Genomic DNA, 23562 nt, shown 5'->3' on the forward strand with positions numbered 1-23562 from the left:
TAGGGGGGCGAAGCCCCCGTAGCGGGGGGCCGTTGGGGTGGGGGTCCCCCCGGACGGAGTCTGGGGGAGGAGCCCCCCAAACAGAGGGCAACCCCCACAGGGGTGGGCGGCCTCCATGGAATGAGAAGGCCATGGGGGGCCCGCCCACAGGAGGGGCCAACGGGGCGGAGCCCCGATCAAGACCAGAGGGCCAGAGCGAGAGCTCTCCCCTCCGCATCGCGCCGAACCTCCAGCATCCCCGCCACCGCCGACCGATTGACCCGCCCATAGATCAGCGGAGCAGGCTCCCACCGCACCCGCGCGTCCAAGCGCTGTTCGTCGATCATGAGCGCCATCACGGGTCCGACGGCCGCGCGGAACCGCGCGTCGGCGACGGTCAGCGCGTGCTGTTCGTCGGCGGTGCAGGGGATGAAGCCGTCTTCGGCGAGCACGCGCGGGGAGTAGGGACGGTCCGGGGCCAGCAGCCAGTCGTCCAGCGGGACCACGTGGAAGATCATGCCTTCACTTGTACCGCCTCACCGGCCGGGCGGCCCGCACATGCACGCGTGCGCAGTACGCACTCCACCTTCGGTCCGTATCCTGTCCCACGGCACTGAGCCCCCGGACCACCCGGACCGCCCCACCTGGGACCACCCCATCCACCCACCCACCCGCAAGGACACCGGACAGCCATGCGTACAGCCCTCGTGCTCGGCACGGGCCTCATCGGTACCTCGGCCGCGCTCGCCCTCGCCGCGCGCGGGGTGCGGGTGCATCTCAGCGACCGTGATCCGGAGCGGGTCCGTACGGCCGCCGCACTGGGCGCGGGCACGGAGGGTGAGCCGGAGCCGGGCTCGCCCGTCGACCTGGCCATCGTCGCGGTGCCGCCCGCGCACATCGCGGAGACCGTCGCCCAGGTGCAGCGCCGCGGGCTGGCACGCGGAGTGATCGACGTGGGCAGCGTCAAGGGCGGGCCGCGCCGGGAGCTGACCGAGCTGGGCGGCGATCTGACGACCTACCTGGGCAGCCACCCGATGTCGGGCCGGGAGCAGTCGGGCCCGCTGGCGGCGACGGCCGACCTGTTCGAGGGGCGGCCGTGGGTGCTGACGCCGACGCACGGCACGGACACCGAGGTGCTGAACCTCGCGCTGGAGCTGATCGCGCTGTGCGGGGCGGTACCGGTGGTGATGGAGGCGGACGCGCACGACCGGGCGGTCGCTCTCGTCTCGCACACGCCGCAGCTGCTGTCCAGCCTGGTCGCGGCGCGGCTGGTGGAGGCCGCCGAGACGGATGTGCGCCTGTGCGGCCAGGGCATGCGTGACGTGACCCGGATCGCGGGCTCCGATCCGGGGATGTGGGTGGACATCCTGTCGGCCAATCCAGGACCTGTGGCCGACGTCCTCGCCGAGGTCGCCGACGATCTGCAGGCGGCGGTCAGGTCGCTGCGGGAGCTGGGCTCGGCGGACGAGGCGGAGCGGGCCGGCGGCGCCGAGGGCGTCGAGATGCTGCTGCGCAGCGGCAACGCGGGCCGGGCGAGGGTTCCGGGCAAGCACGGGCAGGCGCCGGCCGCCTACGAGACGGTGACCGTGCTCATCAGCGACCGTCCGGGACAGCTCGCGAGGATCTTCGCGGACGCCGACTCGGTGGGGGTCAACATCGAGGACGTCCGCATCGAGCACGCGACGGGCCAGCAGGCCGGCTACATGCAGTTGATGGTGGAGCCGGGCGCGGTGCCGGTGCTGGAACAAGAGCTCAGAGACCGCGGCTGGTCCCTACGCCAGTAGGGGCCAGCCGGTCCCCGGGCCCACCCAGGCCCCCGGCGGCCGGGGGACCACCCCAGGCACCCGGACCGTCCGGGGGCCGCCCGGGGAGGGGGCCCACCTCGCTGCCCGGACCGTCCCGAGACGGTCCGGGACGCGCGGCATGGCCCACCCACGACAGCCGGTAGCCTGGTGCGGGGGAATCAGGCGCCCCACGCCGCCCCACGCGCCGCGCGCGCCGAGAGCCCGTAGACCCACGAAAGGTGCCCACCACCGTGTCCGCGACCCCCGCAGCAGTGATTGTCGCCATCGACGGCCCCTCCGGCACGGGCAAGTCGAGCACCTCCAAGGCCGTCGCGGCCCAGCTGGGGCTGAGCTACCTGGACACCGGCGCACAGTACCGGGCGATCACCTGGTGGATGCTCAGCAACGGTGTGGACGTCTCGGACCAGGAGGCGATCGCCGCCGCGGCGGACAAGCCGAGCATCGTCTCGGGCACCGACCCCCGGCAGCCGGCCATCTCGGCAGACGGGCTCGACGCCGCGGGCCCGATCCGCACGCAGGAGGTGACGGCCGCGGTCAGCGCGGTCAGCGCCGTACCCGAGGTGCGTACCCGGATCACCGAGCTCCAGCGGGCGATCGCCGCCGAAGCGGGCGGCGGCATCGTCGTCGAGGGCCGGGACATCGGCACCACGGTGTTGCCGGGGGCCGACCTGAAGGTGTTCCTCACCGCCTCGCCCGAGGCCAGGGCGGCTCGCCGCAGCGGCGAGCTGAAGACCACCGAAGGCAAGCCGGTGACGGATCTGGCCGCCACCCAGCAGGCGCTGACCGCCCGCGACAAGGCGGACTCCAGCCGCAAGGCCTCTCCGCTGAAGAAGGCGGAGGACGCCGTGGAGGTGGACACCACGGAGCTGACCTTGGAGCAGGTCATCGAGTGCGTGGTCACCCTGGTGGAGAAGGCCGCGGCACGCAAGGCCGAGGCGGAGCCGGTGGAGGAGGCGGCGCGGTGACGCCGAAGGACTCCGCTCCCGGCGCCTCCGGCGAGCGGGAGCCGGCTTCGGGCACCCCCGGCGACCGGGGCGCGACTTCCGGCGGACGGGGCTCCGCTTCCGGCGACCCCGGCGAGCGGGGCGCCGCCGTCGGCCGCCGGATCGGCCTGGGGCTGATGCACTCGCTGTGGCGGCCCCGGGTGCTGGGCGCGTGGCGGGTGCCGCCGGGCGGCCCGGTGATCATGGCGGTCAACCACGCGCACAACGTCGACGGCCCGATGCTGATGGGGACGGCGCCGCGCCCCGTGCACTTCCTGATCAAGAAGGAAGCGTTCGTGGGCCCGCTCGACGCGTTCCTGCGCGGTATCGGCCAGCTGAAGGTGGACCGTACCTCCGCCGACCGGAACGCCGTCACCAGCGCGCTGGAGGTGCTGGCGCGCGGCGGGGTGCTGGGGATCTTTCCCGAGGGCACCAGGGGCGAGGGCGACTTCGCCTCGCTGCGCTCCGGGCTCGCCTACTTCGCGCTGCGCTCCGGTGCGCAGATCGTCCCGGTCGTGGTGCTCGGCAGCGCCGACCGCCCCGGGCGGCTGATACGGGCGCTTCCGCCGCTGCGCAGCCGGGTGGACGTGGTCTTCGGTGACCCCTTCACCGTGGGCGACGGCTCGGGGCGCCGGACGCGCAAGGCGCTGGATCAGGCCACCGTTCAGCTCCAGGAGCGGCTGACCGCACATCTGAAAGACGCCAGGCGGCTGACCGGCCGCTGATCCGTACCGCCGAGCCGGCCGCCGCGACCTGCGGCCGCCGCCGATGAGCCCGGCCCCGGTCCCTGGACGGGATCGCTGAACGACGAGGACGAGACGTCATGAACGACCAGATGCAGCCCGCCGACGACGGCACCGAGCACGGGCACGGTGAGCTGGGTGACGCCGAGTTCGCCGAGTTCCTGGAGATGGCCGCCGAGGAGGGCTTCGACCAGGAGGAGGTCGAGGGCGCGCTCGGTGAGGCCGGGCACGGGCCGCTGCCGGTGCTCGCGGTCGTCGGCCGCCCCAACGTCGGGAAGTCGACGCTGGTGAACCGGATCATCGGCCGCCGCGAGGCGGTCGTCGAGGACCGTCCCGGCGTCACGCGTGACCGGGTGACCTACGAGGCCGAGTGGGCGGGCCGCCGCTTCAAGGTCGTCGACACCGGCGGCTGGGAGCAGGACGTCCTGGGTATCGACGCCTCGGTCGCCGCGCAGGCCGAGTTCGCGGTGGAGGCCGCCGACGCGGTGGTGTTCGTGGTGGACGCCACGGTGGGTGCCACCGACACCGACGAGGCCGTCGTCAAGCTGCTGCGCCGCGCGGGCAAGCCGGTGGTGCTGTGTGCCAACAAGGTCGACGGGCCCTCGGGCGAGGCGGACGCCACCTACCTGTGGGCGCTGGGCCTGGGCGAACCGCACCCCGTCTCGGCGCTGCACGGACGCGGTACGGGCGACATGCTGGACGAGGTGCTCAAGGCGCTGCCCGAGGCGCCCCGCGAGACGTTCGGCGGAGTGGCGCTGGGCGGGCCGCGCCGGATCGCCCTCATCGGCCGCCCGAACGTCGGAAAGTCCTCGCTGCTGAACAAGGTGGCGGGCGAGGAGCGCGTCGTCGTCGACGAGGTGGCCGGTACCACCCGCGACCCGGTGGACGAACTGATCGAACTCGGCGGCAAGACGTGGAAGCTGGTGGACACCGCCGGCATCAGGCGCCGGGTCCACCTGACGGAGGGCGCCGACTACTACGCGTCGCTGCGCACCGCGGCGGCGCTGGAGAAGGCCGAGGTCGCGGTCGTCCTGATCGATGTCGGCGAGTCGATCAGCGTGCAGGACCTGCGGATCATCACCATGGCCGTCGAGTCGGGCCGCGCCGTCGTGCTGGCCTACAACAAGTGGGACACGCTGGACGAGGAGCGCCGCTTCTACCTGGAGCGGGAGATCGAGCGGGACCTGGTGCAGGTGCGGTGGGCGCCGCGCGTCAACGTCTCGGCGCGCACCGGGCGGCACGTGGAGAAGCTGGTGCCCGCGATCGAGACGGCGCTGGCGGGCTGGGAGACGCGGGTGCCGACCGGGAAGCTGAACGCGTTCCTCGGTGAGATCGTGGCCTCGCACCCGCACCCGGTGCGCGGCGGCAAGCAGCCCCGCATCCTCTTCGGCACCCAGGCGGGCACCAAGCCGCCGCGCTTCGTGCTGTTCGCCTCCGGGTTCCTGGAGGCGGGCTACCGCCGTTTCGTGGAGCGGCGGCTGCGCGAGGAGTTCGGTTTCGAGGGGACGCCGCTGCAGATCTCGGTGCGGGTACGGGAGAAGCGCGGCCGCAAGAAGTGACGGTGCGCGGGGTGGGCCCCGCCCGGCCACCTCAGTGGTGGTGACCGTGGCGGGGCGCCGGGGGCAGTGCGGGCAGGTGCCAGACGGGGGCGTGCCAGGAGGCGGTGGGCCCGTCCTCGTCACGCCAGGAGCCTGTGCCCGTGCCGTGCACCGTGCCGAACCCCACGAACCGCAGCTCCTCTTCGCCCGTGCGGTCGCCCGGCAGCGCGCGGAAGAGTCTGCGGTACTCCGCGTACAGCGAGTCGTAGATGGGTGTCGACCCTTCCGGTGACGCGCTGTGCGGCGACCGCATCCTGGGGACGACGAAGGTCCCCGAAGGGGCGGGTACCCGGCTGCTGCCGTGGTGGGCGGGGTGGGCTCGGAGAGGCTCGTATGGCTGCACGTCTGCCCAACGACCGTGCGGCGTGCCGGATGCGGGCCCGGGCCGCGAATGACCTGATCGCAGGGGCGGCCGCGCGCCGCTCACGCGGCGGCCCCCGGTGCGGTGCGGCGGCTCATGTGCCCGCCAGCGGCATCGTTCCTGCGACCAGCAGGCCGCCGGCGGCCGCCTTCTCCAGCGCCTCCCGCAGCAGGTCCTCGCGGGGCTGCTGGCCGATGGATCCCGCGGGCGCCGCGTAGACCAGCACGGTGTGGCTCTTGGCGGCCGCCGTGCGCCAGCCGTCGGTGACGGCGAGCGGCTGGTGCGCCTGCCACCACGCGACCGGCTGGGTGCCGGGTGAGGTGGGGGGCTGCAGGATGGCGTGCAGCTGTCCCATGGCCAGCAGCACCGACCATCCGGCGACCGGTGCGGGCTGCCGGGCCACGTCGTCGACCGGCAGGAAGCCGTGCTCGATCAGCAGCGGCAGGAACTCGTCGCCGGAACCGTCGGAGCCGGGGCGTGCGATGGGTCCTGTCGGCTCGACCACGATGGCCGGATGCAGCGTGTCGTCGAGGAGCACCTGCCCGCACGTCACGCCGAGCACGGCCTGCCTGGCGTTCGGCTGGGGGTTCGCGCCGGCGGGCGGTGCGGTGGCCGACGGCGTTTCCTGGCCCGGGCCGGTGGCCGGCTCGGCACCGGGCTCGCCGGCTGCCAGTGTGCGTACGGCGCCCTGGAGCTGGTCCTCGGAGACGGTGACCACCTGGGAGGGGATGCACGCGGCGTGGGCGAAGGCGAGGACGGCCGTCTCCTCCCCGACGAACAGCACGGTGCTGGTGCGTTCATGGCGGGGGTTGCCACGGGCGCGGCACGAGGTGCAGTCGTACTCTCCCGGGGTGTTCTCTCCGGCGAGCAGCCTGTCGGCTTCTGCTTCGCCGATCTCGGCGCGTACGGCGTCGCTGACATCGAGCATGGGGGACACGGGGACTCCTGGCTTTCGGTTCGGCGTTCGCCTGGACAACGGGCGGCCTGTGGTAACGGTCACGCGCGGGCGCGTGACGGCTGTCCGTATCCGCCGGTATCCGGTCACGTACGCGGGGCACGGGCTCACGCACCGTCAACAGAGCGGCCGGGGACGGGAGTTCGACTCGTGAAGTGACTCACAGCGAGCGCCTCACCCTGTCAACTACTGCCCGGATTGCGGGACTTTGGGGGTGTCCGAAAATCGTTGTTATACGGAGTAACCAGCATCTGACCTGGTCAGATGAGGATCTGGTTTCAATTCGGGCGAGGTACCCCATACATTTCACGACGGTGCAACGCGCACCACCCGGGACAGGCGGCACGAGAGCGGGCGTCAGGTGCGCCCCGCCACTCGTCCGCTCGGGGGAACGAGGGGGACCCCGGGTTCGTGGAGAGGGTTTGATTTGTTCAAGCGTCGTACAGCAGCGGTGCTCACGGGTGCCGGTATCGCCGCCCCGCTCGCCCTGCTCGCCGCGATGGCTCCGACGGCCTCGGCGGCGTCGAACGACGGAGTGTGGGACCGCATCGCCCAGTGCGAGAGCGGTGGGAACTGGCAGACCAGCACCGGTAACGGGTACTACGGCGGTCTTCAGTTCTCGAACAGCACATGGCAGGCCTACGGCGGCGGCTCCTACGCCTCCACCGCCGACAAGGCCAGCAGGTCGCAGCAGATCGCCGTGGCCACCAAGGTGCAGCAGGCCCAGGGCTGGGGAGCCTGGCCCAACTGCTCCCAGCAGGCCGGGGCCTCCGGTACGCCGCCGCAGTCGGCCCCGGTGCCGGACCAGGGTGAGGGCCAGGGCCAGGGTCAGGGCCAGGGCCAGGGCGGGCAGCAGTCGCAGGACCGGCCCGCCACGCACCCCGACCGCAGTGCGGTGCGCGGTGGTGCGGGTGACTACACCGTCAAGTCCGGCGACACCCTCGGCTCCATCGCGGCAGCGCACGGGAAGGGCTGGAAGGACCTCTACACCGCCAACAAGGACGTCATCGGCTCCGATCCCGACTTCATCGTCATCGGCCAGAAGCTCGACGTCTGAGGCGTCGGACCACTCATCGGCTGACCCCTCATGAGGGGAGCGGCCCCGCCGGGTCAGGTGCCCGGCGGGGCCGCGCTCGTGTCCGCCCCTGGCGTCGCGGAGCAACGAACAGGGGAGGGGCAGAGTTCCCCGCGCAAGGTCACAAAAGTGAAACCGTTCAGAACTCTTCTGAAACAACCTGCTCAGCGCACCCAACCCTCCCAGGTACTTAACGGTCTAGCTTGGTGACAGTGCGGACAGAGGGGGACTGACCGCAAGGACGCGATGGACTCGGGTAAAATGCACATCTCCTTTTTGCTCCACAACGGGTACGCCATCGGGGGAACCGTCCGTACCACCTACAACCTGGCCCGCTGCCTCGCCGAACACCACGACGTGGAGGTCGTCTCGGTCTTCCGCAGCCGCGACCGGCCGGTCTTCGACCCCGGGCCCGGAGTCGGACTCCGGCACCTCGTCGACACCCGCGGAATGCGCACGCCCGCGGACCTGGGAGCCGAACACGCGCGCCCCGCCCAGGTCTTTCCGCAGGCCGACGGCAAGTACCCGATGTACAGCGGCCTGACCGACCGCCTCATCGGGGAACACCTGGCCGGCACCGACGCCGATGTCGTCATCGGCACCAGGCCCGGGCTCAACACCCACCTCGCGCGCCAGACCAGGCGCGGTCCGGTGCGTCTCGGCCAGGAACACCTCACCCTCGCGACCCACTCGCGCAACCTGAAGCTCGTGCTGCGCAGCGTCTACCCCCGGCTCGACGCGCTGACCACCGTCACCGAGGCCGACGCCGCCGACTACCGCCGCGCACTGCGCCTGCCCGGCGTGCGGATAGAGGCCGTGCCCAACAGCGTGCCGGCCCCGGAGGTCACCCCGGCCGACGGCAGCAGCAAGTGGGTCGTCGCCGCGGGACGACTCGCTCCCGCCAAGCGGTACGACCTGCTGATCAGGGCGTTCGCCAAGGTCGTCGCCGAGCGCCCCGACTGGCGCCTGCGGATATACGGCGGTGGGCGCGAGAGACCGAGGCTGCGAGCCCTGATAGACGAACTCGACCTCTACAACCACGTCTTCCTCATGGGCGCCATCCACCCCATCGAACCCGAGTGGGCCAAGGGGTCGATCGCCGCCGTGACCTCCAGTCTGGAGTCGTTCGGTATGACCATCGTCGAGGCCATGCGCTGCGGCCTCCCCGTCGTCGCCACGGACTGCCCGCACGGCCCCGCCGAGATCATCCGGCCGGGCGTCGACGGGCGGCTCGTCCCGACGGGAGACGAGAACGCCGTCGCCTCGGCGCTGCTCGGACTCATCAACGACGACGCACTGCGCCGCCGCATGGGCCAGGCCGCACTCGCCGACTCGGCGCGCTTCGACCCCGCCAGGATCGGGGCCCGCTACGAGTCGCTCATGCGGGACCTCGCCGGCAAGGGCAGCCGTGGGCTGCACCGCACCCGCGCCTCGCTGCTGGGCGGGGCCTACGCGGTCAAGGACGCCCTCCGGGGGACGGCGTACACGGCGCTCCAGACGGGACGCACAGCATGAGCGGCACCACCACCCGGACACCGACGAACGCGGCGGAGACCACCAACCAGGCCTCCCCGCCCCCGGCACCCCTCCCCACCGCCGCAGGGGAGCAGCACCACCCGAACGCTGGAGAACCCGTGCGCGCACAACCCGCCGAGCGCGGCCCGACGGCCGACTGCACCGCCGACAGCGCGGGCGGCCTCACCTTCGACGTACGGCTCCCCGCGGGCGTCTCGCACGGCGCGGACGCCGGGCTGCTGCTGCGCCGCCGCCCGGACCCCTCAGGCGAGACCGAGGAGGTCAGGCTCCCGCTGGCACCCGTCCAAGAGGCCGCGGACGGCACGCTGCGCGCGGCGCTGCCCAGCACCGTCCGGCTCGGCGAGGGCCGCTGGAACGTCTTCCTCCTCCTGGCGGGGCAGCAGCCGCGCCGGCTGGCACCCGGCATCAACGACCTGCGCTCCCTGGTGGACCGCGTCCCCCACGAGAGCCGCACCTGGCTGGGTGTGCGCATCCCGTACGCCACCAAGCACGGCAACCTCAGCGTCCGTTCCTGGATGCGCTGGCCGCACGCGGAAGCCGGGGCGCTGTGCGTCCACGACGGCGGACTGGAACTGACAGGGCGGCTCTACGGCGCCGAGGTGAAGCCGACCGCCCGCCTGGAGGCCCGGCCCCGGCGGGGGGAGGCCACCGCTCCCGTGCTGGTCGAGGTGGCTCCGTCGGCCGCCGACCCGAGGGAGTTCACCGTCACACTGGCGTACCCGGCGCTGGCCGCGCACCGGCTGTGGGACCTGTGGCTGCGGCCCGACGACGGGGCCGAGGCGGTGCGCGTCGCCCGCATCCTCGACGACGTCGCCGACAAGAAGCGGATCTTCACCTACCCGGCGCAGGCCGTGGAGGTCGCGGCCGCTGCCGGCGAGGAGCCGGCACTCACCGCGAAGCCCTACTACACGCTCAACAACGACCTGGCCGTGCGCGTCGACCGCGCGGAGCCCTGAACGACCGTTTCCGCCCCTGGCCGGGCGCGCAGCCCTTCGAGGCCGTTCGCGGACCCACCCGTCCGCGGACGGTGCGGGACGGCGTGCGCGCCCCGCCAAGCGGGCTGCCGAGTTCGAGCGTGAGCCGCAGGAGTTGAGTGCGTGCGCCGCCGCGTTGCGCGACCGGTTGTCCCGCTCTCCGGAAGGCCGGGCGACACCGCGCATATAGCGGGACCAGTGGACTTCGGCATCTCTTCCGACTGTCTTAAGGTGCCCTTCGCCTCCCGTTCCGGAATTCATGAGAACGGCTCCGGCGCCGCTATTTCCGCACACCCGAACGAAATGCGGAATCCGTCGAATTGAGGCCGCGCGGAAGGCGCGTACGAGTGACACAGGCAACCGCCGACTGTGCACGGTGTGTTGTGACACAAGCGTGACGGCGCCGGGATGCGGGCCGTACTTGCCGAGTGTGCGCACCCTGCGCATACGGTGGCCCCATGGCACCGGAACCCGTGAACCCGCAACGCCCCGACGACGACCCGGAGACCTACGTGGGCCTGGCCGCGCAGGAGGCCGAGCGCCGCGCCCGCGAACGCGGCTGGACCAGCGTGCGGCAGCTGGAACCCGACGCGATCATCACCATGGAGTACGTCGCCGGGCGGCTCAACCAGGCGGTCAAGGACGGCCAGGTGGTGCGCTGCTGGCAGGGCTGACCAGCAGCGGAAGGGCCCGTCGCAAAGCTCAGTAGCGCGACGCGGGAGCGTGCGCCTCGTCGGTCGCGCGGGGCATCGCCGCGCTCCGGTTGCCGGAGCCGGAGTCCTGCGCGGGCACCCGGGGGCCGACCAGCTTGCCCCGCGCGGAGACCGGCTGCCCCGTGGGGGAGGAGGCGGGCGCGGGCGCCAACCGCGACCCCGCCGTGGTGAACCGTTCACGCAGCGCGTAGATGAACGCCTCGACCCGCAGGATCGCCGGCTCGCACCAGGGCAGCCCCAGCAGGATCACCAGCCCCGCGGCCCAGCCCAGCAGCACGTCGCTCACCCAGTGCGTACCGAGGTAGACGGTGGTGGCGCCCACGCCGAGGGCGAAGACCGCCCCGACGACGGACAGCCAGCGTCTGGCGAGCGGCGTGGTGGCGAGGTAGGCGAGAATGCCCCAGGTCACGACGGCGTTGGCGGTGTGGCCCGAAGGAAATATATCGCCGCCCTTGAGCAGCTCGGCCGAGCCGATCTCCGTGGCGTAGTGCGGTCCCAGCCGCCCCAGGCCGATCTTGACGGCGCCGACCGAGACGTTGAGCAGCAAAAGAGCGAAGGCCAGCGCCAGCAGCGGCCGCAGTGTGCGCTGCCGCCAGGAGCGCCAGCCCAGCCAGGCGGCCACCAGCACCGCCGTCGGCCCGCGCTGCCCCAGCACCACGAAGGCGTCCAGGAAGCCGTGGATGGCGGGCCACTGCTTGTACGGGCGGAAGAGCATGACCTGCCAGTCGATCTGGACGAGCCACGTCGTGCCCAGGACGGCGACCACGATCGCCAGGTAGAAGGCGACCGTGACGCTGAACAGACCCAGCCGGACGCGGCTCATCCGCGGGAACGGGCCACAGGGGCGGTGAGGCTCCTGCTCCAGCCGGGAGAAGATTCGGTCGGTACGCACCTAATCGAGATTACCGCGCGTGAAGAGTGCCTTCGGCGAGGGCGGGCTCTTCGTGATGCCGATGTGATCTGCAAAAGCGCCCCGCGCAGGCTTAGGTTCTGTTTATCTCGGTCGATTCCCGGGCCGATTGATTGTGCTGAGACGACCGTGAAGCGACGCGTGTCACAGGGCGGTTGACGGCAATTCCCGCCATTCCCCGGAAGCGGTACGGCTTTCCGCGGCGGCCGGGCGGCGCGGCGGAGGCGCGAGCGGGCGCCGGGCGTGGTGGCCCCCGGCGCCGCGGCGGCCCCGGGCGGTCCGCTCGGGCGCGCTCGAAGGACACCCGGACCTCAGGGCGGTCCCGAGCCGTTCAGCCACCAGGCGCCGTAGACGGCCGAGGCCGCCGCGAGCGCGCCGAGGGCGAGCGCCGCACGGGCGGGCCGCCGGCGGGACAGCGCCACGGCGCAGGGCAGCAGCAGGGGGAAGGCGGGCAGCAGCAACCGCGGCTTGGACCCGAAGTAGCCCTTGGCGCACAGGGCGAGCGCCACCACGATCCCCGCATACACCAGCAGGGCGTAGGGCTGCCGCTGCCGCACGCACAGCGCGTACAGCCACAGGACCAAGGCGACGCCCGCCAGCAGTGCCAGGCCGCCGACGAACGTGCCGGTCAGGTTCTCCCAGACGAAGCGGGCGAACGCCCAGCCGCCGTCGAACCCGTTGCCCCACTGGCCCTGGACGTCGAGGTAGCCGGTGACGCTTCGGGTGCGGACACCCACCCAGGCCACGAACCCGAACCACCCCGTCGGGGCGAGCAGCAGCCCCAGCGCCATGCGCGCCCCGGGACCCCGCCGCCGGCGCCACAGCTCGCAGAGCGCCGCGCACCACACCCCCGCCACGACCGCGGCCCCCACCGGACGGGTCAGCCCCGACAGCGCGGCCAGCGTCCCGGCCCACACCCAGCGACCTGTCAGCGCCGCCCACAGCGCCCAGGCCGCCAGCGCGGTGAACAGTGACTCGCTGTAGGCCATCGACTGCACCACGCCGACCGGTACCGCCCCCCACAGCACCGCCAGGCAGACCCCGGCACGGGGCCCGTGCAGCCGCTCGCCGATCAGGTAGAGCGCCCACGCCGTGGCCAGTGAGGCGACCGCGCTCACCAGCAGGCCCGCGTCGGGCGCCGAGAGCGGCGACAGCTGTGCGAAGCCGCGCTCAAGTGCCGGAAGCAGCGGAAAGAACGCCAGGTCCGAGTGGACGCCGCCCTCGGGCAGCCGCACCTGGTAGCCGTACCAGCCCTCGGCGACCCGGGTGTACCAGAGCGAGTCCCAGCGGGCCGCGAGCAGCGTGTGCGCGCTCGTGCCCCGTGCCGCGCTCCACACCGCCAGCACGGCCAGCCCCAGTGCGCGGACACCCGCGTACGCCAGCACGGCGGTGACGACCCGGCGACACCCCGTCGCACGGACATCCAGGGGAACGTCCGTACGGCTTCGGGGGTGGCCGGCATCGGCGAGTTCAGTCATCCGGACGATTATTGGTCACAGCCCGCGGACCCCGAGCGGCGGGAGCGACCCCACCCGGCGGACCGCGCGGACCGTGCAGAACACGAATACCGCTGGAAAACGGCCGTCATGCACGCCCGAAAACCGGGCAGATGCACTGGCGCCGATACACCCGTTGAATGGGGGAGCGGTGGACGCCCGCTACGACTCGCGTACGCTAACCGGCACTCGCCCCTCCACACCGGGCCGGGACCGACGCCGAGCGGGCCACGCGGGCAGCACGCCGCCCCCGGCAACCGTCCCACCCCCCCCAGACGGCCGGCCGACGGGTGCGAGAGCAACAGGAGGTGCTGTACATGTCCGGGACGACCACGGCCACAGCGCGGCAGGCGGCGGACGTCCCCGAAGGCGGAGCGGACAGCCGCGGGCCCGTCGGACAGGCCAACCGATGGGTCGTGCTCGTCGTCCTGTGCGCGAGCCTGCTCGTGGTGGCCGTCGACGCCACCGTGCTGCACGTCGCCGTCCCCGCCGTCTCGGAGGACCTGCGCCCCGGCTCCATCGAACTGCTGTGGATCGTCGACGCCTACCCGCTGGTCTGCGCGTCGCTGCTGATCCTCTTCGGCACACTCGGTGACAAGATCGGCACCCGCAGAGTACTGCTGTTCGGCTACACGTTCTTCGCCGTCGCCTCGGCCCTCGCCGCCTACGCGCACACCGCAGGCGTCCTGATCGGCGCCCGCGCCCTGCTCGGCGTCGGCGGCGCCATGATCATGCCCGCCACCCTCTCGATACTCCGCCAGGTCTTCCCCGACCGCCACGAGCGCGCCCTGGCCGTCGGCATCTGGAGCGCCGTCGCCGCCGTCGGCGCCGCCGTCGGCCCCCTGGTGGGCGGCGCGCTGCTGGAACACTTCTGGTGGGGCTCGGTCTTCCTGATCAACCTCCCCCTGATGGCGGTGGGCCTGCCGCTGGGACGCTGGCTGCTGCCCGAGTCCGTCACCGGCAGCGAGGGGCCGTGGGACGTCGTCGGGGCCCTGATGGCGGCCGCGGGGCTCTTCGGCGTGATACTCGGCGTCAAACAGGCCGGTGGCGGCGAACCGCTCTCCCCCCTGTGCTGGCTCCCCCTCGCCGTCGGAGCCGCACTCATCACCCTGTTCGTCCGCCGCCAGCGCCGGCGCACCCAGCCGCTCATCGACTTCGGCACCCTCACCCGCGCCGCCTTCGGCACCTCCGTCGGCTGCATCGTGCTGACCGTGCTGGCGCTCGTCGGCCTCGCCCTGATAGCCGCCCAGTACCTCCAGCTCGTCCTCGGCCTCTCCCCGCTGGAGACCGGCCTGCGGCTGCTGCCGCTGTCCGTCGCCGCCATCGCCGCCGGACTCCTCGGCTCCCGGCTGCTGGCACTGCTCGGACCGCGCACGATGGTCGCGCTCGGCTTCGTGGCCACCGCCGCCGCCGTGCTCTGCCTCCTCGGAGTGGGCCAGCACGACCGTCCGGGACTCCTCGTCGGCGGCTTCGTGCTGCTCGGCTTCGGGCTGGAGACGACGCTCTTCGGCTGCTACGAGTCGATGCTCAGCGAGGCCCCCGCCGAACAGTCGGGCGGCGCGGCGGCCGTCGGCGAGACCGCCTACCAGCTCGGCGCCGGCATCGGCATCGCCCTCCTCGGAAGCGTCATGAACGCCGCCTACGGGCCGGGCGTCCGCGACGCGGCCGACCGCTTCGGCATCCCCGGCGGCGACGGAGCCGACGCCGGCCACTCCCTGGGCGAGGCGTACGGGGTCGCCGACCGCCTCGGCGGCGGCACCGGAGCCGCGCTCAAGGAAGCGGCGCGCGCCTCGTTCGTGACGGGGCTGCACGTGACGTTGCTGGTCAGCGCGGCACTGCTGCTCCTTGGAGCGTTGGCAGCGCTGCGGTTGCCTCGGCATATGGAGGGTGCGGGTGCCGGGCAAAACGGTTTGCCCGGCGTCGGGCAGGACGGCTCCCCCGGCGTGGGGGAGGGCGGTACCCCTGGCGTGGGGGAGGACGGTGCGTCCCGCGTCGGGGAGGACGGTTTGCCCGGAGCCGGGCAGGGCGGTGTGTCCGGTGCCGGGGAGGACGGTTTGCCTGGTGCCGGGGAAGGCGGTACGTCCCGTGTCGGGCAGGGCGGTGCGCAGTCCGAGGGGCGGCCCTTGTCGCGGGGCGTTACCCGGTCGTAGCGTCGGCCGGGTATCCGTGATCGTTCCGCCCCGGAGGCCCCACCCATGACAGCGTTCGACGCGCACGATCCGCTGGGAATCGACGACCTGCTCAGCGACGAGGACCGCGCCGTGCGCGACACCGTGCGCTCCTGGGCCGCCGACCGCGTCACTCCGCACGTCGCCGACTGGTACGAGCGCGGCGAACTCCCCGGCATCCGCGACCTGGCCCGCGAACTCGGCTCTCTCGGAGCCCTCGGCATGTCACTGACCGGGTACGGCTGCGCGGGGGCCGGCGCGGTGCAGTACGGACTCGCCTGCCTGGAACTGGAGGCCGCCGACTCCGGCATCCGCTCCCTGGTCTCCGTCCAGGGCTCCCTCGCCATGTACGCCATCCACCGGTTCGGCAGCGAGGAGCAGAAGCAGCACTGGCTGCCGTCCATGGCCTCGGGCGAGGTGATCGGCTGCTTCGGGCTGACCGAACCCGACCACGGCTCCGACCCCGCCGGCATGCGGACCCACGCCGAACGCGACGGCTCCGACTGGGTGCTGAACGGACGCAAGATGTGGATCACCAACGGCTCGGTCGCCGGGGTCGCCGTCGTGTGGGCCCGCACCGACGAGGGCATCCGCGGGTTCGTCGTCCCGACCGACACCCCCGGCTTCTCCGCGCCCGAGATCAAGCACAAGCTCTCCCTGCGGGCCTCGGTCACCAGCGAGCTCGTGCTGGACGACGTGCGGCTGCCGGCCGACGCCGTGCTGCCCGAGGCGCACGGGCTGCGCGGCCCGCTGAGCTGCCTGAGCCACGCGCGGTACGGCATCGTGTGGGGCTCCATGGGCGCCGCCCGCGCCTGCTTCGACACGGCGCTCGCGTACACGCGGGAGCGGGAGCAGTTCGGAAAGCCGCTCGCCGGATTCCAGCTCACCCAGGCCAAGCTCGCCGACATGGCCGTCGAACTCCACAAGGGCGTACTGCTCGCCCACCACCTGGGGCGGCGGATGGACGCCGGGCGGCTGCGGCCCGAACAGATCAGCTTCGGGAAGCTGAACAACACCAGGGAAGCGATCGAGATCTGCCGGGTCGCACGGACGCTGCTGGGGGCGAACGGGATCTCCATGGAGTACCCCGTCATGCGGCACAGCACCAACTTGGAGTCGGTGCTGACGTATGAGGGGACTGTGGAGATGCATCAGCTTGTGTTGGGGAAGGCGCTTACGGGGGTTGACGCGTTTCGGGGCTGAGCGTTTGTTGGGGCCGAGCCTGTGTTGGGGCTGACCTCTTGTGGGGCGGGCCCCCCATGTGCCCCCTTTTCATGGAGGCCGCCCACCTCTGGGGGTGTTGCCCTCTGTTTGGGGGTCTCCTCCCCCAGACTCCGTCCGGGGGGACCCCCACCCCAAGCCCCCGGCCCCTCGCCGGGGAGGCTTTGGGGCGGCTCCGCCCCCCAAACGCCCCCCCGCTACGGGGGCTCCGCCCCCCTAGGAACCCCCGCCAAGGGGCTCCGCCCCCTGGACCCCCGACATGGGGGCTGAGCTCACTGGACCCGGTCAGGGGCTTCGCCCCTGGCCCCCCAACACAGGGGGCCAGGGGTTAGCTCTGGTTGTAGAAGCCGCCGGGGTCGCGGTGGTCTTCGTTGGTGACGACGCTGTAGTCGGGCGGGGTCAGCAGGAAGACGCGGTTGGCTACGCGTTCGATGGAGCCTCGCAGGCCGAACGTCAGGCCTGCCGCGAAGTCGACCACGCGCTTCGCGTCGGCCGAGTCCATGGCGGTGAGGTTCACGATCACCGGGACCCCGTCCCGGAAGAGTTCGCCGATGCCGCGCGCGTCGCGGAAGCAGTCCGGGCTGACGGTCGCGATCTTGGTGCCCTGGTCCTGGGCGGTCTCGGCCGTGACGCGGACTCTGGGGTCGGTGACCCACGGCTCCCGTGCGGCGTCCGCGGGTACCGGCCCCTCGGCCGGGCCGTCGTCCGTCCCGTCGGCATAGTCGTAGTAACGCATCTCGCTGTCGTCGACGAGGCCCAGCCAGGCACTCGCCTTGCGCACCGATCCCATGGACGCCTCCTTTCCTTCGCGCGGTGTCCCACTGTTCTCAGCGCTCCGCCGCGGGTCCGCAACCCCTATGGTCGTCCATGATGCTGATGATGCGCCAAGCGGATACCCATCCTGGCGGGGTTTCGTGACGGTTCTGGTGCAGAACTTCCGGCACTCGATCAGGGATCTCGTGTTAAGAGGCAGGTGAAGGAGCACGAGAGCGTCCGCATTGTCCCGTTCCCGCCGGATGGGTGGCCGCCAAGGACATCCGAGTGAGCGACACCTTCCGCATCGTCCCGGGTTGACCTGGTGTTGACCAGGTTTGACTTCTCCCCGCTGTTCGTCGTCCCAAACGCCGAGGGAGTCCGAAAGAAGGTCTTGCCGGTCCGGAAAATCACGGCGAATACTCCATGCAGCGTTTGTCAGGAGCACGCTTTGATTTCCGTGATCGGGAGGAAAAGTGAAGACCAAGCGCACCACATCAGGCGACGGTGGGACACGCCGCAGACGCAACCGGCTGATCGCCGTCGCGTCGGGCATGGCGGCGGCCGGGGCGCTCATCGCGCCGGCCACGGCCTCCGCCGAAGCCCCCACCCCCCACACCTGGTCGGCCTCCGCGCTGGACACGGCGAGCGACGCCGTGCGTTCGGCCGACGTGGCCGGCACCGCGTGGCACGTCGACAAGGAGAGCGGCAAGCTCGTCGTCACCGCAGACAGCCGGGTCTCGGGTGCCGGGCTGGCGCGGATCCGGCGGGCCGCCGGGGAGGTCGCGGGCGCTGTCGAGATCGAGCGGGTCGAGGGCACGTACCGCAAGTACCTTTCGGGCGGGGACGCCATCTACGCGGGCCAGTACCGCTGCTCGCTCGGGTTCAACGTCCGCAAGGGCGGCACGTACTACTTCCTGACCGCCGGGCACTGCACGGAGGGCGGTGGCAACTGGTACACCGACGCGGGCCACTCCACCCTCATCGGCCCCACGGCGGGTTCGAGCTTCCCCGGTAACGACTACGGGCTGGTGCGGTACAGCAACTCCGGCGTGTCCCACCCGGGAACCGTCGGCAGCGTCGACATCACCGGTGCGGGAGACGCGCGCGTCGGCCAGAGGGTGACCCGGCGCGGGAGCACCACGGGTACCCACAGCGGGCAGGTCACCGGTCTCAACGCCACGGTCAACTACGGGGGCGGCGACATCGTCTCCGGGCTGATCCGTACCACCGTGTGCGCGGAACCGGGGGACAGCGGCGGTCCTCTCTACGCGGGGGGTACGGCGCTCGGTCTCACCTCCGGTGGCAGCGGTGACTGCTCCAGCGGTGGCACGACCTTCTTCCAGCCGGTGCGTGAGGCCCTCAACGCGTACGGCGTGAGCGTGTACTGACGTCGTTTCTCCCGCTGGGAGTGCGGATGGCCGTGTGCCCGTGTGCGCCACCGGAGGCGCGCACGGGCACACGTGTGTCCGGCCCCGAGGGGCGATATCCAGTCAGGTCTACGCCTTACCGTGCGGGCACAGGGCATCGCCCCGGGTCGTCGTCGGGTGGGACGTCGCGGACACGAAGGGACGTTCGGCACCTTGACACGGGAACCGAACTTCCGGTCGGCTGACGTGATCTGAACCTTGTGCGGGGAGACGGGGCTCGCAATACTCGGCCCACAAGTTGGCATGGACGCGACTTCTTGTGAGTCGGAAGTCCGCGCTCCATACATCCTCCTGGCCCGCCCCACACCCCGGGCGGTCCAACCCCCCACTGGAGGTTCCACGTTGTCACAGCACCGACGCGTACCCAAGCGCCGCATAGTCCTCGCCGGGTCGGCGGTCGCCGCCCTCGCCGTCGGGACGCTCACGGCCACCACGGCCAACGCCTCCCAGGACGCCCCCACGCTCAAGTCCCTCTCCTCGACGTCGGCGGCCCAGCTGGCCGACCAGCTGACCTCGGACATCAAGGGTGACGCCGGCTCCTACTACGACGCCAAGGCGAACAAGCTCGTCGTCAACGTCACCGACAAGGCGGCCAAGGAGAAGGTCGAGGCCGCCGGGGCGCAGGCCAAGGTCGTCACGCACACCCTGGCCCAGCTCGACTCCGCCAAGGATGCCCTGACCGGGAAGAACATCCCCGGCACGGCCCGTTCGGTCGACGTGAAGACCAACAAGGTCGTCGTCACCGCGGACAAGACGGTCAAGGGCGCCGACCTCGCCAAGCTCAAGAAGGCCGTCAAGGCCCAGGACGGCAAGGCCGAGCTCAAGCGCGCGGAGGGCAAGTTCACCACCAAGATCGCCGGTGGCGACGCCATCTGGGGCGACGGCGGCCGCTGCTCGCTCGGCTTCAACGTCACCACGGCCGACGGCAAGCCCGGCTTCCTGACCGCGGGCCACTGCACCACCGCGATCTCCTCCTGGTCCGACAGCCAGGGCGGTCAGCCCATCGCCGAGAGCGGCGACGGCAAGTTCCCGGGCAACGACTACGGCATCGCCACCTACACCGGCGACACCGACCACCCGAGCGAGGTCAACCTCTACGACGGTGGTACGCAGGCCATCTCCGGCGCCGGCGAGGCGCAGGTCGGCCAGACGGTCACCCGCAGCGGCAGCACCACCCAGGTCCACGACGGCACCGTCAAGGCCGTGGACGCCTCCGTCACCTACCCGGAGGGCACCGTCGACGGTCTGATCCAGACCGACGTCTGCGCCGAGCCCGGCGACAGCGGCGGTTCGCTCTTCGCGGGCGACAAGGCGCTGGGTCTGACCTCCGGCGGCAGCGGTGACTGCTCCGCCGGCGGCGAGACCTACTTCCAGCCGGTGCCCGCCGCGCTCGACGCGCTGGGTGCCAAGATCGGCTGATTCGGTCATCCCCCCACGGCGGAACCCCCCGGACACGGTCCGGGGGGTTCCGTACGTGCACGCGGGCGGTGGCGTCAGCTCAGCTCGGCCGCGACCAGCTCCGCGATCTGCACCGCGTTGAGCGCGGCACCCTTGCGCAGGTTGTCGTTCGAGAGGAACAGCGACAGGCCGTTCTCGGCCGTCTCGTCCGCGCGGATACGGCCCACGTAGCTGGCGTCCTTGCCGGCCGCCTGGAGCGGGGTGGGGATGTCCGACAGCTCCACGCCGGGCGCCCCGGCCAGCAGCTCGGCGGCGCGCTCGGGGCTGAGCGGGCGCGCGAAGCGGGCGTTGACCTGGAGCGAGTGGCCGGTGAAGACCGGGACGCGCACGCAGGTGCCCGAGACCTTCAGGCCGGGGACGTCGAGGATCTTGCGGCTCTCGTTGCGCAGCTTCTGCTCCTCGTCCGTCTCGGCGAGGCCGTCGTCGACGATCGAGCCGGCCAGCGGCAGCACGTTGAAGGCGATCGGCCGCTTGAACTTGTCCGGCTCGGGGAAGTCCACCGCCTCGCCGTCGAAGGTCAGCTGCGCGGCGTCGTTCTCCACCGCCTTGCGGGCCTGCCCCTCCAGCTCGGCGACGCCCGCCAGGCCGCTGCCGGAGACCGCCTGGTAGGTCGAGACGACCAGCGCGGTCAGCTCCGCCTCGTCGTGCAGCGGGCGCAGCACCGGCATCGCGGCCATCGTGGTGCAGTTCGGGTTGGCGATGATGCCCTTGGGGCGCTGCTTGGCCGCGTCCGGGTTCACCTCCGAGACGACCAGCGGCACCTCGGGGTCCAGCCGCCAGGCCGAGGAGTTGTCGATGACGACCGGGCCCTGGGAGGCGACCTTCTCGGCGATCGCCCTGGAGGTGGCGCCGCCGGCTGAGAACAGGACGATGTCCAGCCCCGTGTAGTCGGCCGTCGACGCGTCCTCGACGGTCACCTCGCCGTCCTTCCAGGGCAGCGTCCGGCCCGCGGAGCGGGCGGAGGCGAACAGGCGCAGTTCGTCGACCGGGACCTTGCGCTCGGCCAGAATCTCGCGCATCACTGTGCCGACCTGACCGGTGGCTCCGACAATCCCGACCTTCATGGGGCTCCTTCGGCTGATCGCGCGGCCGGGGGCCCGGGTGGGGCCCTGCGTATCCGGCCGCGCTGGCTTTACGTCCGTATCGCGCGTGCCCCTACCCTGCACAGCGCCGGGTAGGGGTGCCAGTGCTTTGATTTCGGTCACAGCACGGCGCGCCGTTCCGGGAGTGCGCGTGAGTACGGCTACGCGCGGGGTGTCCGCACTCCTGCGGTCAGCCCCCGCAGACAGCGTACGGCGAGCGCGGCCGGACCCCGCTCGGGGTCGTCGGGCCCGGCCTCGCCTGCCGCCCACGTCTCCATGGCGATCCGCATGGCGGCGTTGGCGGCGGCCGCCGCCAGCCGCAGCTCCAGCGGGTCGGTGTCCTCGCGGGAGAGCTGCCCGAGCACGGGCACCAGCGCCTCTTCGGTCTCCGCGTGCACCCGCAGCCACACCGAGCGCAGCGCGGGGTCGCCTCCGGCGGCGCGCAGCAGGCCGCGGGTGCTCTCCAGTGCCTCGGCCTGGAGGTCGGCGTGCGGCCCCTGCGGGGTGAGGGCGCCGCGGACGGCCCGCTCCAGCGCCTCGGCCACGGACAGTTGGGCGGGGGCGGCCGCCAGCTCCGCCAGCCACTGGCGCACCCCGCCGGTCAGCAGGGGGGTGACCGCCTCCTCCTTGGTGCGGAAGTAGCGGTAGAAGGTGCGCAGCGAAACCCCCGCCGCCTGGGCGATGCCCTCCGCCGTGACCCTCGCCGCGCCGTGCGCGGAGAACAGTTCGGCGGCGTGCCGGGCGATCTCCCGCTCCGTCTCGGCTTTGCGGCGCTCGGTGAGGGAAGGGCGGGCGGCGCCCTCGGGGCGGGTGGTCATGGCGCGCAGCGTACGGCAGCGCGCGAGACGGGATACACGATGCGCCTGTGTGGCACGTTGTGCCACACAGGCGTACCGTGGCAGGCGGTGGGCGGAGAAGCCACTCACAACAGAAGAGCAGCGGAAGAAGGAGCAGCCATGAACCGCTTCGACGGGCGCAAGATCCTCATCACCGGCGCGGGCTCCGGCATCGGCCAGGCCACCGTGGTGCGCCTGCTGCGGGAGGGCGGCGACGTCGTCGCCGCCGACATCTCCGAGAAGGGGCTGGAGAAGACCCGCGCCCTGGCCGGGGAGGACGGCACGGACGCCCGCCTGACCCCCGTCACCGTCGACATCTCCGACGAGGAGTCCGTGCGGCAGCGGATCGGCGGCGCCATCGAGGGCCTGGGCGGGCTGGACGTGCTGGTCAACGCCGCCGGCATCCTGGACTCCCGGCACACCGAGACGATGACGCTCGAATTCTGGAACCGGATCATCGGCGTCAACCTCACCGGCACCTTCCTGATGACCCGGCAGGCGCTGCCCGCGCTGCTGGCCGGCGGCAAGGGCGTCGTCGTCAACTTCAGCTCGACCTCGGCGAGCTTCGCGCACCCCTACATGGCGGCCTACGCCGCGACCAAGGGCGGCATCCAGTCCTTCACGCACGCCATCGCCTCCGAGTACAGCAAGCGGGGGCTGCGTGCCGTCTGCGTCGCACCGGGATCCATCGCCTCCGGCATGACCCACAACCCCGGGCTGCCCGAGGACACCGACTACAGCCTGCTGGCCAAGCTGTCGCCCGCGCTCGGTGAGGGCTTCGCGGGCCCGGAGACCGTCGCCGGCGCCATCGCCATGCTGGCCTGCGACGACGGCGCCTTCATCACCGGCACCGAACTGCGCATCGACGGCGGCACCCACATGTGACCGACCGCCGGCGGGCGGGTAGGGAGGCCGGTATGAACGCCGGCCTTCCCCACACAGTCCGCACCGCACGCCCCGAGGACTACGACACCGTCATCGCCGTCGTCGACGCCTGGTGGGGCCGTCCCGCCGCGCGCGACCTCACCCGGGTGTTCGTGGACCACTTCTACGAGACGAGCCTGATCGCCGAAGAGCCCGGCGGCGCGCTCGCCGGGTTCCTGATCGGGTTCCTCTCGCCGTCGGAATCCAGCCAGGCCTACGTCCACTTCGCGGGTGTCGCTCCGCACCTGCGGCGCTCCGGGCTCGCCCGTGAGCTGTACGAGCGCTTCTTCGCCCGGGCCCGGGAGGAAGGGCGCACCGTGGTGAAGGCCCTCACCTCGCCGGTGAACGAGCGGTCGATCGCCTTCCATGCGGCGCTGGGGTTCGAGGTCTCGGAGCCGCTGCCCGACTACGACGGGCCGTCGCTGGACCGGGTGACCTTCCGCAAGCGGTTGTGAGCCGTCCCTGGGCCCCTTGTGCGGGGGTCCGCCCCTGCGGTTCCTCCAGGAGGGGGAGAGGTGCGGGACGGTATTCGAATAAAGGTTCGATGGCTGGTTTATTGTGG

At 72.1% G+C, this 23562-nt stretch carries 22 protein-coding genes; 14 read left to right on the forward strand and 8 right to left on the reverse strand.

What is annotated here, in order from left to right; genetic code table 11:
• Positions 1-176: 176 nt before the first annotated feature.
• On the reverse strand, positions 177-497 hold the full coding sequence (locus tag DTL70_RS03500) for a DUF952 domain-containing protein (RefSeq protein ID WP_114020344.1): 321 nt from the start codon (positions 495-497) through the stop codon (positions 177-179).
• Positions 498-671: 174 nt separating this feature from the next.
• Between DTL70_RS03500 and DTL70_RS03505 the strand changes: the two genes are divergently transcribed.
• The 4 genes from DTL70_RS03505 (at position 672) to der (ending at position 5069) form a co-directional block, all read left to right on the forward strand.
• A complete protein-coding gene (locus DTL70_RS03505; RefSeq protein ID WP_114020345.1) occupies positions 672-1763 on the forward strand; it encodes a prephenate dehydrogenase in 1092 nt (363 codons plus the stop codon).
• A gap of 251 nt (positions 1764-2014) precedes the next feature.
• The gene (gene cmk, locus DTL70_RS03510) at positions 2015-2749 is read left to right on the forward strand and encodes a (d)CMP kinase (protein WP_245978972.1); all 735 of its coding nucleotides are present in this window, start codon (positions 2015-2017) and stop codon (positions 2747-2749) included.
• 155 nt (positions 2750-2904) lie between these two features.
• A complete protein-coding gene (locus DTL70_RS03515; RefSeq protein ID WP_181860785.1) occupies positions 2905-3492 on the forward strand; it encodes a lysophospholipid acyltransferase family protein in 588 nt (195 codons plus the stop codon).
• Between the two features lie 98 nt (positions 3493-3590).
• Positions 3591-5069 carry a ribosome biogenesis GTPase Der gene (gene der, locus DTL70_RS03520; protein ID WP_114020348.1) on the forward strand — a complete coding sequence of 493 codons (1479 nt, stop codon included), beginning with the start codon at positions 3591-3593 and terminating at the stop codon, positions 5067-5069.
• A gap of 31 nt (positions 5070-5100) precedes the next feature.
• Here the strand turns inward: der and DTL70_RS03525 are convergent, their stop codons facing one another.
• Positions 5101-5361, reverse strand: a complete 261-nt coding sequence (locus tag DTL70_RS03525; protein WP_114020349.1) for a hypothetical protein — start codon at positions 5359-5361, stop codon at positions 5101-5103.
• A gap of 202 nt (positions 5362-5563) precedes the next feature.
• The gene (locus DTL70_RS03530) at positions 5564-6397 is read right to left on the reverse strand and encodes a hypothetical protein (RefSeq protein ID WP_114020350.1); all 834 of its coding nucleotides are present in this window, start codon (positions 6395-6397) and stop codon (positions 5564-5566) included.
• A 454-nt stretch (positions 6398-6851) separates the two neighbouring features.
• Here DTL70_RS03530 and DTL70_RS03535 point away from each other — a divergent pair, with 454 nt between their 5' ends.
• The 4 genes from DTL70_RS03535 to DTL70_RS03550 all read left to right on the forward strand — a co-directional run bounded on the left by DTL70_RS03535 (position 6852) and on the right by DTL70_RS03550 (position 10683).
• Positions 6852-7481 (forward strand): LysM peptidoglycan-binding domain-containing protein, encoded by a 630-nt coding sequence (locus DTL70_RS03535; RefSeq protein WP_245978973.1) that lies wholly within the window; start codon positions 6852-6854, stop codon positions 7479-7481.
• Between the two features lie 279 nt (positions 7482-7760).
• Positions 7761-9014, forward strand: coding sequence for a glycosyltransferase family 4 protein (locus tag DTL70_RS03540; RefSeq protein ID WP_114020351.1), 1254 nt, complete (start codon positions 7761-7763; stop codon positions 9012-9014).
• Positions 9011-9991: a hypothetical protein gene (locus DTL70_RS03545; RefSeq protein WP_114020352.1), complete on the forward strand. Its 981-nt coding sequence runs from the start codon at positions 9011-9013 to the stop codon at positions 9989-9991. The genes DTL70_RS03540 and DTL70_RS03545 overlap by 4 nt, the downstream gene beginning before the upstream one ends.
• 476 nt (positions 9992-10467) lie before the next feature.
• Positions 10468-10683: an I78 family peptidase inhibitor gene (locus DTL70_RS03550; RefSeq protein WP_114013520.1), complete on the forward strand. Its 216-nt coding sequence runs from the start codon at positions 10468-10470 to the stop codon at positions 10681-10683.
• A 28-nt stretch (positions 10684-10711) separates the two neighbouring features.
• On the opposite strand, the gene DTL70_RS03555 is transcribed toward DTL70_RS03550, so the two are convergent.
• Both DTL70_RS03555 and DTL70_RS03560 read right to left on the reverse strand, forming a co-directional pair.
• Positions 10712-11614 (reverse strand): phosphatase PAP2 family protein, encoded by a 903-nt coding sequence (locus tag DTL70_RS03555; protein ID WP_181860765.1) that lies wholly within the window; start codon positions 11612-11614, stop codon positions 10712-10714.
• Between the two features lie 329 nt (positions 11615-11943).
• Positions 11944-13110 carry a glycosyltransferase family 39 protein gene (locus DTL70_RS03560; RefSeq protein ID WP_114020354.1) on the reverse strand — a complete coding sequence of 389 codons (1167 nt, stop codon included), beginning with the start codon at positions 13108-13110 and terminating at the stop codon, positions 11944-11946.
• Positions 13111-13445: 335 nt separating this feature from the next.
• On the opposite strand from DTL70_RS03560, the gene DTL70_RS03565 reads away from it, so the two are divergent.
• Complete coding sequence (locus DTL70_RS03565) at positions 13446-15278, forward strand: MFS transporter (protein WP_114020662.1); 1833 nt, start codon at positions 13446-13448, stop codon at positions 15276-15278.
• 45 nt (positions 15279-15323) lie between these two features.
• Complete coding sequence (locus tag DTL70_RS03570) at positions 15324-16499, forward strand: acyl-CoA dehydrogenase family protein (RefSeq protein ID WP_114020355.1); 1176 nt, start codon at positions 15324-15326, stop codon at positions 16497-16499.
• Positions 16500-16845: 346 nt separating this feature from the next.
• On the opposite strand, the gene DTL70_RS03575 is transcribed toward DTL70_RS03570, so the two are convergent.
• Positions 16846-17307 (reverse strand): cell division protein SepF, encoded by a 462-nt coding sequence (locus DTL70_RS03575; protein ID WP_114020356.1) that lies wholly within the window; start codon positions 17305-17307, stop codon positions 16846-16848.
• A 439-nt stretch (positions 17308-17746) separates the two neighbouring features.
• Between DTL70_RS03575 and DTL70_RS03580 the strand changes: the two genes are divergently transcribed.
• Positions 17747-18661, forward strand: coding sequence for a S1 family peptidase (locus DTL70_RS03580; protein WP_245978974.1), 915 nt, complete (start codon positions 17747-17749; stop codon positions 18659-18661).
• A 381-nt stretch (positions 18662-19042) separates the two neighbouring features.
• Positions 19043-20119, forward strand: a complete 1077-nt coding sequence (locus DTL70_RS03585) for a S1 family peptidase (RefSeq protein WP_242750163.1) — start codon at positions 19043-19045, stop codon at positions 20117-20119.
• Between the two features lie 74 nt (positions 20120-20193).
• Here the strand turns inward: DTL70_RS03585 and DTL70_RS03590 are convergent, their stop codons facing one another.
• Positions 20194-21222 carry an aspartate-semialdehyde dehydrogenase gene (locus tag DTL70_RS03590; protein ID WP_114020358.1) on the reverse strand — a complete coding sequence of 343 codons (1029 nt, stop codon included), beginning with the start codon at positions 21220-21222 and terminating at the stop codon, positions 20194-20196.
• 179 nt (positions 21223-21401) lie between these two features.
• A complete protein-coding gene (locus tag DTL70_RS03595) occupies positions 21402-22058 on the reverse strand; it encodes a TetR family transcriptional regulator (RefSeq protein ID WP_114020359.1) in 657 nt (218 codons plus the stop codon).
• Positions 22059-22196: 138 nt separating this feature from the next.
• Here DTL70_RS03595 and DTL70_RS03600 point away from each other — a divergent pair, with 138 nt between their 5' ends.
• Positions 22197-22961, forward strand: a complete 765-nt coding sequence (locus DTL70_RS03600; RefSeq protein ID WP_114020360.1) for an SDR family NAD(P)-dependent oxidoreductase — start codon at positions 22197-22199, stop codon at positions 22959-22961.
• Positions 22962-22993: 32 nt separating this feature from the next.
• Positions 22994-23455 carry a GNAT family N-acetyltransferase gene (locus DTL70_RS03605; protein WP_114020361.1) on the forward strand — a complete coding sequence of 154 codons (462 nt, stop codon included), beginning with the start codon at positions 22994-22996 and terminating at the stop codon, positions 23453-23455.
• The last annotated feature ends 107 nt before the right edge of the window (positions 23456-23562 follow it).

Origin of the sequence: Streptomyces diacarni (assembly GCF_003323715.1) — a bacterium.
Classification (GTDB): Bacteria; Actinomycetota; Actinomycetes; order Streptomycetales; family Streptomycetaceae; genus Streptomyces; species Streptomyces diacarni.

What these genes read in the sequence shown, in the direction of transcription:
- DTL70_RS03500 (WP_114020344.1), bottom strand. Translation starts at nt 497, where the DNA reads ATGATCTTCCACGTGGTCCCGCTGGACGACTGGCTGCTGGCCCCGGAC.
- DTL70_RS03505 (WP_114020345.1), top strand. Translation starts at nt 672, where the DNA reads ATGCGTACAGCCCTCGTGCTCGGCACGGGCCTCATCGGTACCTCGGCC.
- DTL70_RS03515 (WP_181860785.1), top strand. Translation starts at nt 2,905, where the DNA reads ATGCACTCGCTGTGGCGGCCCCGGGTGCTGGGCGCGTGGCGGGTGCCG.
- der (WP_114020348.1), top strand. Translation starts at nt 3,591, where the DNA reads ATGAACGACCAGATGCAGCCCGCCGACGACGGCACCGAGCACGGGCAC.
- DTL70_RS03525 (WP_114020349.1), bottom strand. Translation starts at nt 5,361, where the DNA reads ATGCGGTCGCCGCACAGCGCGTCACCGGAAGGGTCGACACCCATCTAC.
- DTL70_RS03530 (WP_114020350.1), bottom strand. Translation starts at nt 6,397, where the DNA reads ATGCTCGATGTCAGCGACGCCGTACGCGCCGAGATCGGCGAAGCAGAA.
- DTL70_RS03540 (WP_114020351.1), top strand. Translation starts at nt 7,761, where the DNA reads ATGCACATCTCCTTTTTGCTCCACAACGGGTACGCCATCGGGGGAACC.
- DTL70_RS03545 (WP_114020352.1), top strand. Translation starts at nt 9,011, where the DNA reads ATGAGCGGCACCACCACCCGGACACCGACGAACGCGGCGGAGACCACC.
- DTL70_RS03550 (WP_114013520.1), top strand. Translation starts at nt 10,468, where the DNA reads ATGGCACCGGAACCCGTGAACCCGCAACGCCCCGACGACGACCCGGAG.
- DTL70_RS03560 (WP_114020354.1), bottom strand. Translation starts at nt 13,110, where the DNA reads ATGACTGAACTCGCCGATGCCGGCCACCCCCGAAGCCGTACGGACGTT.
- DTL70_RS03565 (WP_114020662.1), top strand. Translation starts at nt 13,446, where the DNA reads ATGTCCGGGACGACCACGGCCACAGCGCGGCAGGCGGCGGACGTCCCC.
- DTL70_RS03570 (WP_114020355.1), top strand. Translation starts at nt 15,324, where the DNA reads ATGACAGCGTTCGACGCGCACGATCCGCTGGGAATCGACGACCTGCTC.
- DTL70_RS03575 (WP_114020356.1), bottom strand. Translation starts at nt 17,307, where the DNA reads ATGGGATCGGTGCGCAAGGCGAGTGCCTGGCTGGGCCTCGTCGACGAC.
- DTL70_RS03590 (WP_114020358.1), bottom strand. Translation starts at nt 21,222, where the DNA reads ATGAAGGTCGGGATTGTCGGAGCCACCGGTCAGGTCGGCACAGTGATG.
- DTL70_RS03595 (WP_114020359.1), bottom strand. Translation starts at nt 22,058, where the DNA reads ATGACCACCCGCCCCGAGGGCGCCGCCCGCCCTTCCCTCACCGAGCGC.
- DTL70_RS03600 (WP_114020360.1), top strand. Translation starts at nt 22,197, where the DNA reads ATGAACCGCTTCGACGGGCGCAAGATCCTCATCACCGGCGCGGGCTCC.
- DTL70_RS03605 (WP_114020361.1), top strand. Translation starts at nt 22,994, where the DNA reads ATGAACGCCGGCCTTCCCCACACAGTCCGCACCGCACGCCCCGAGGAC.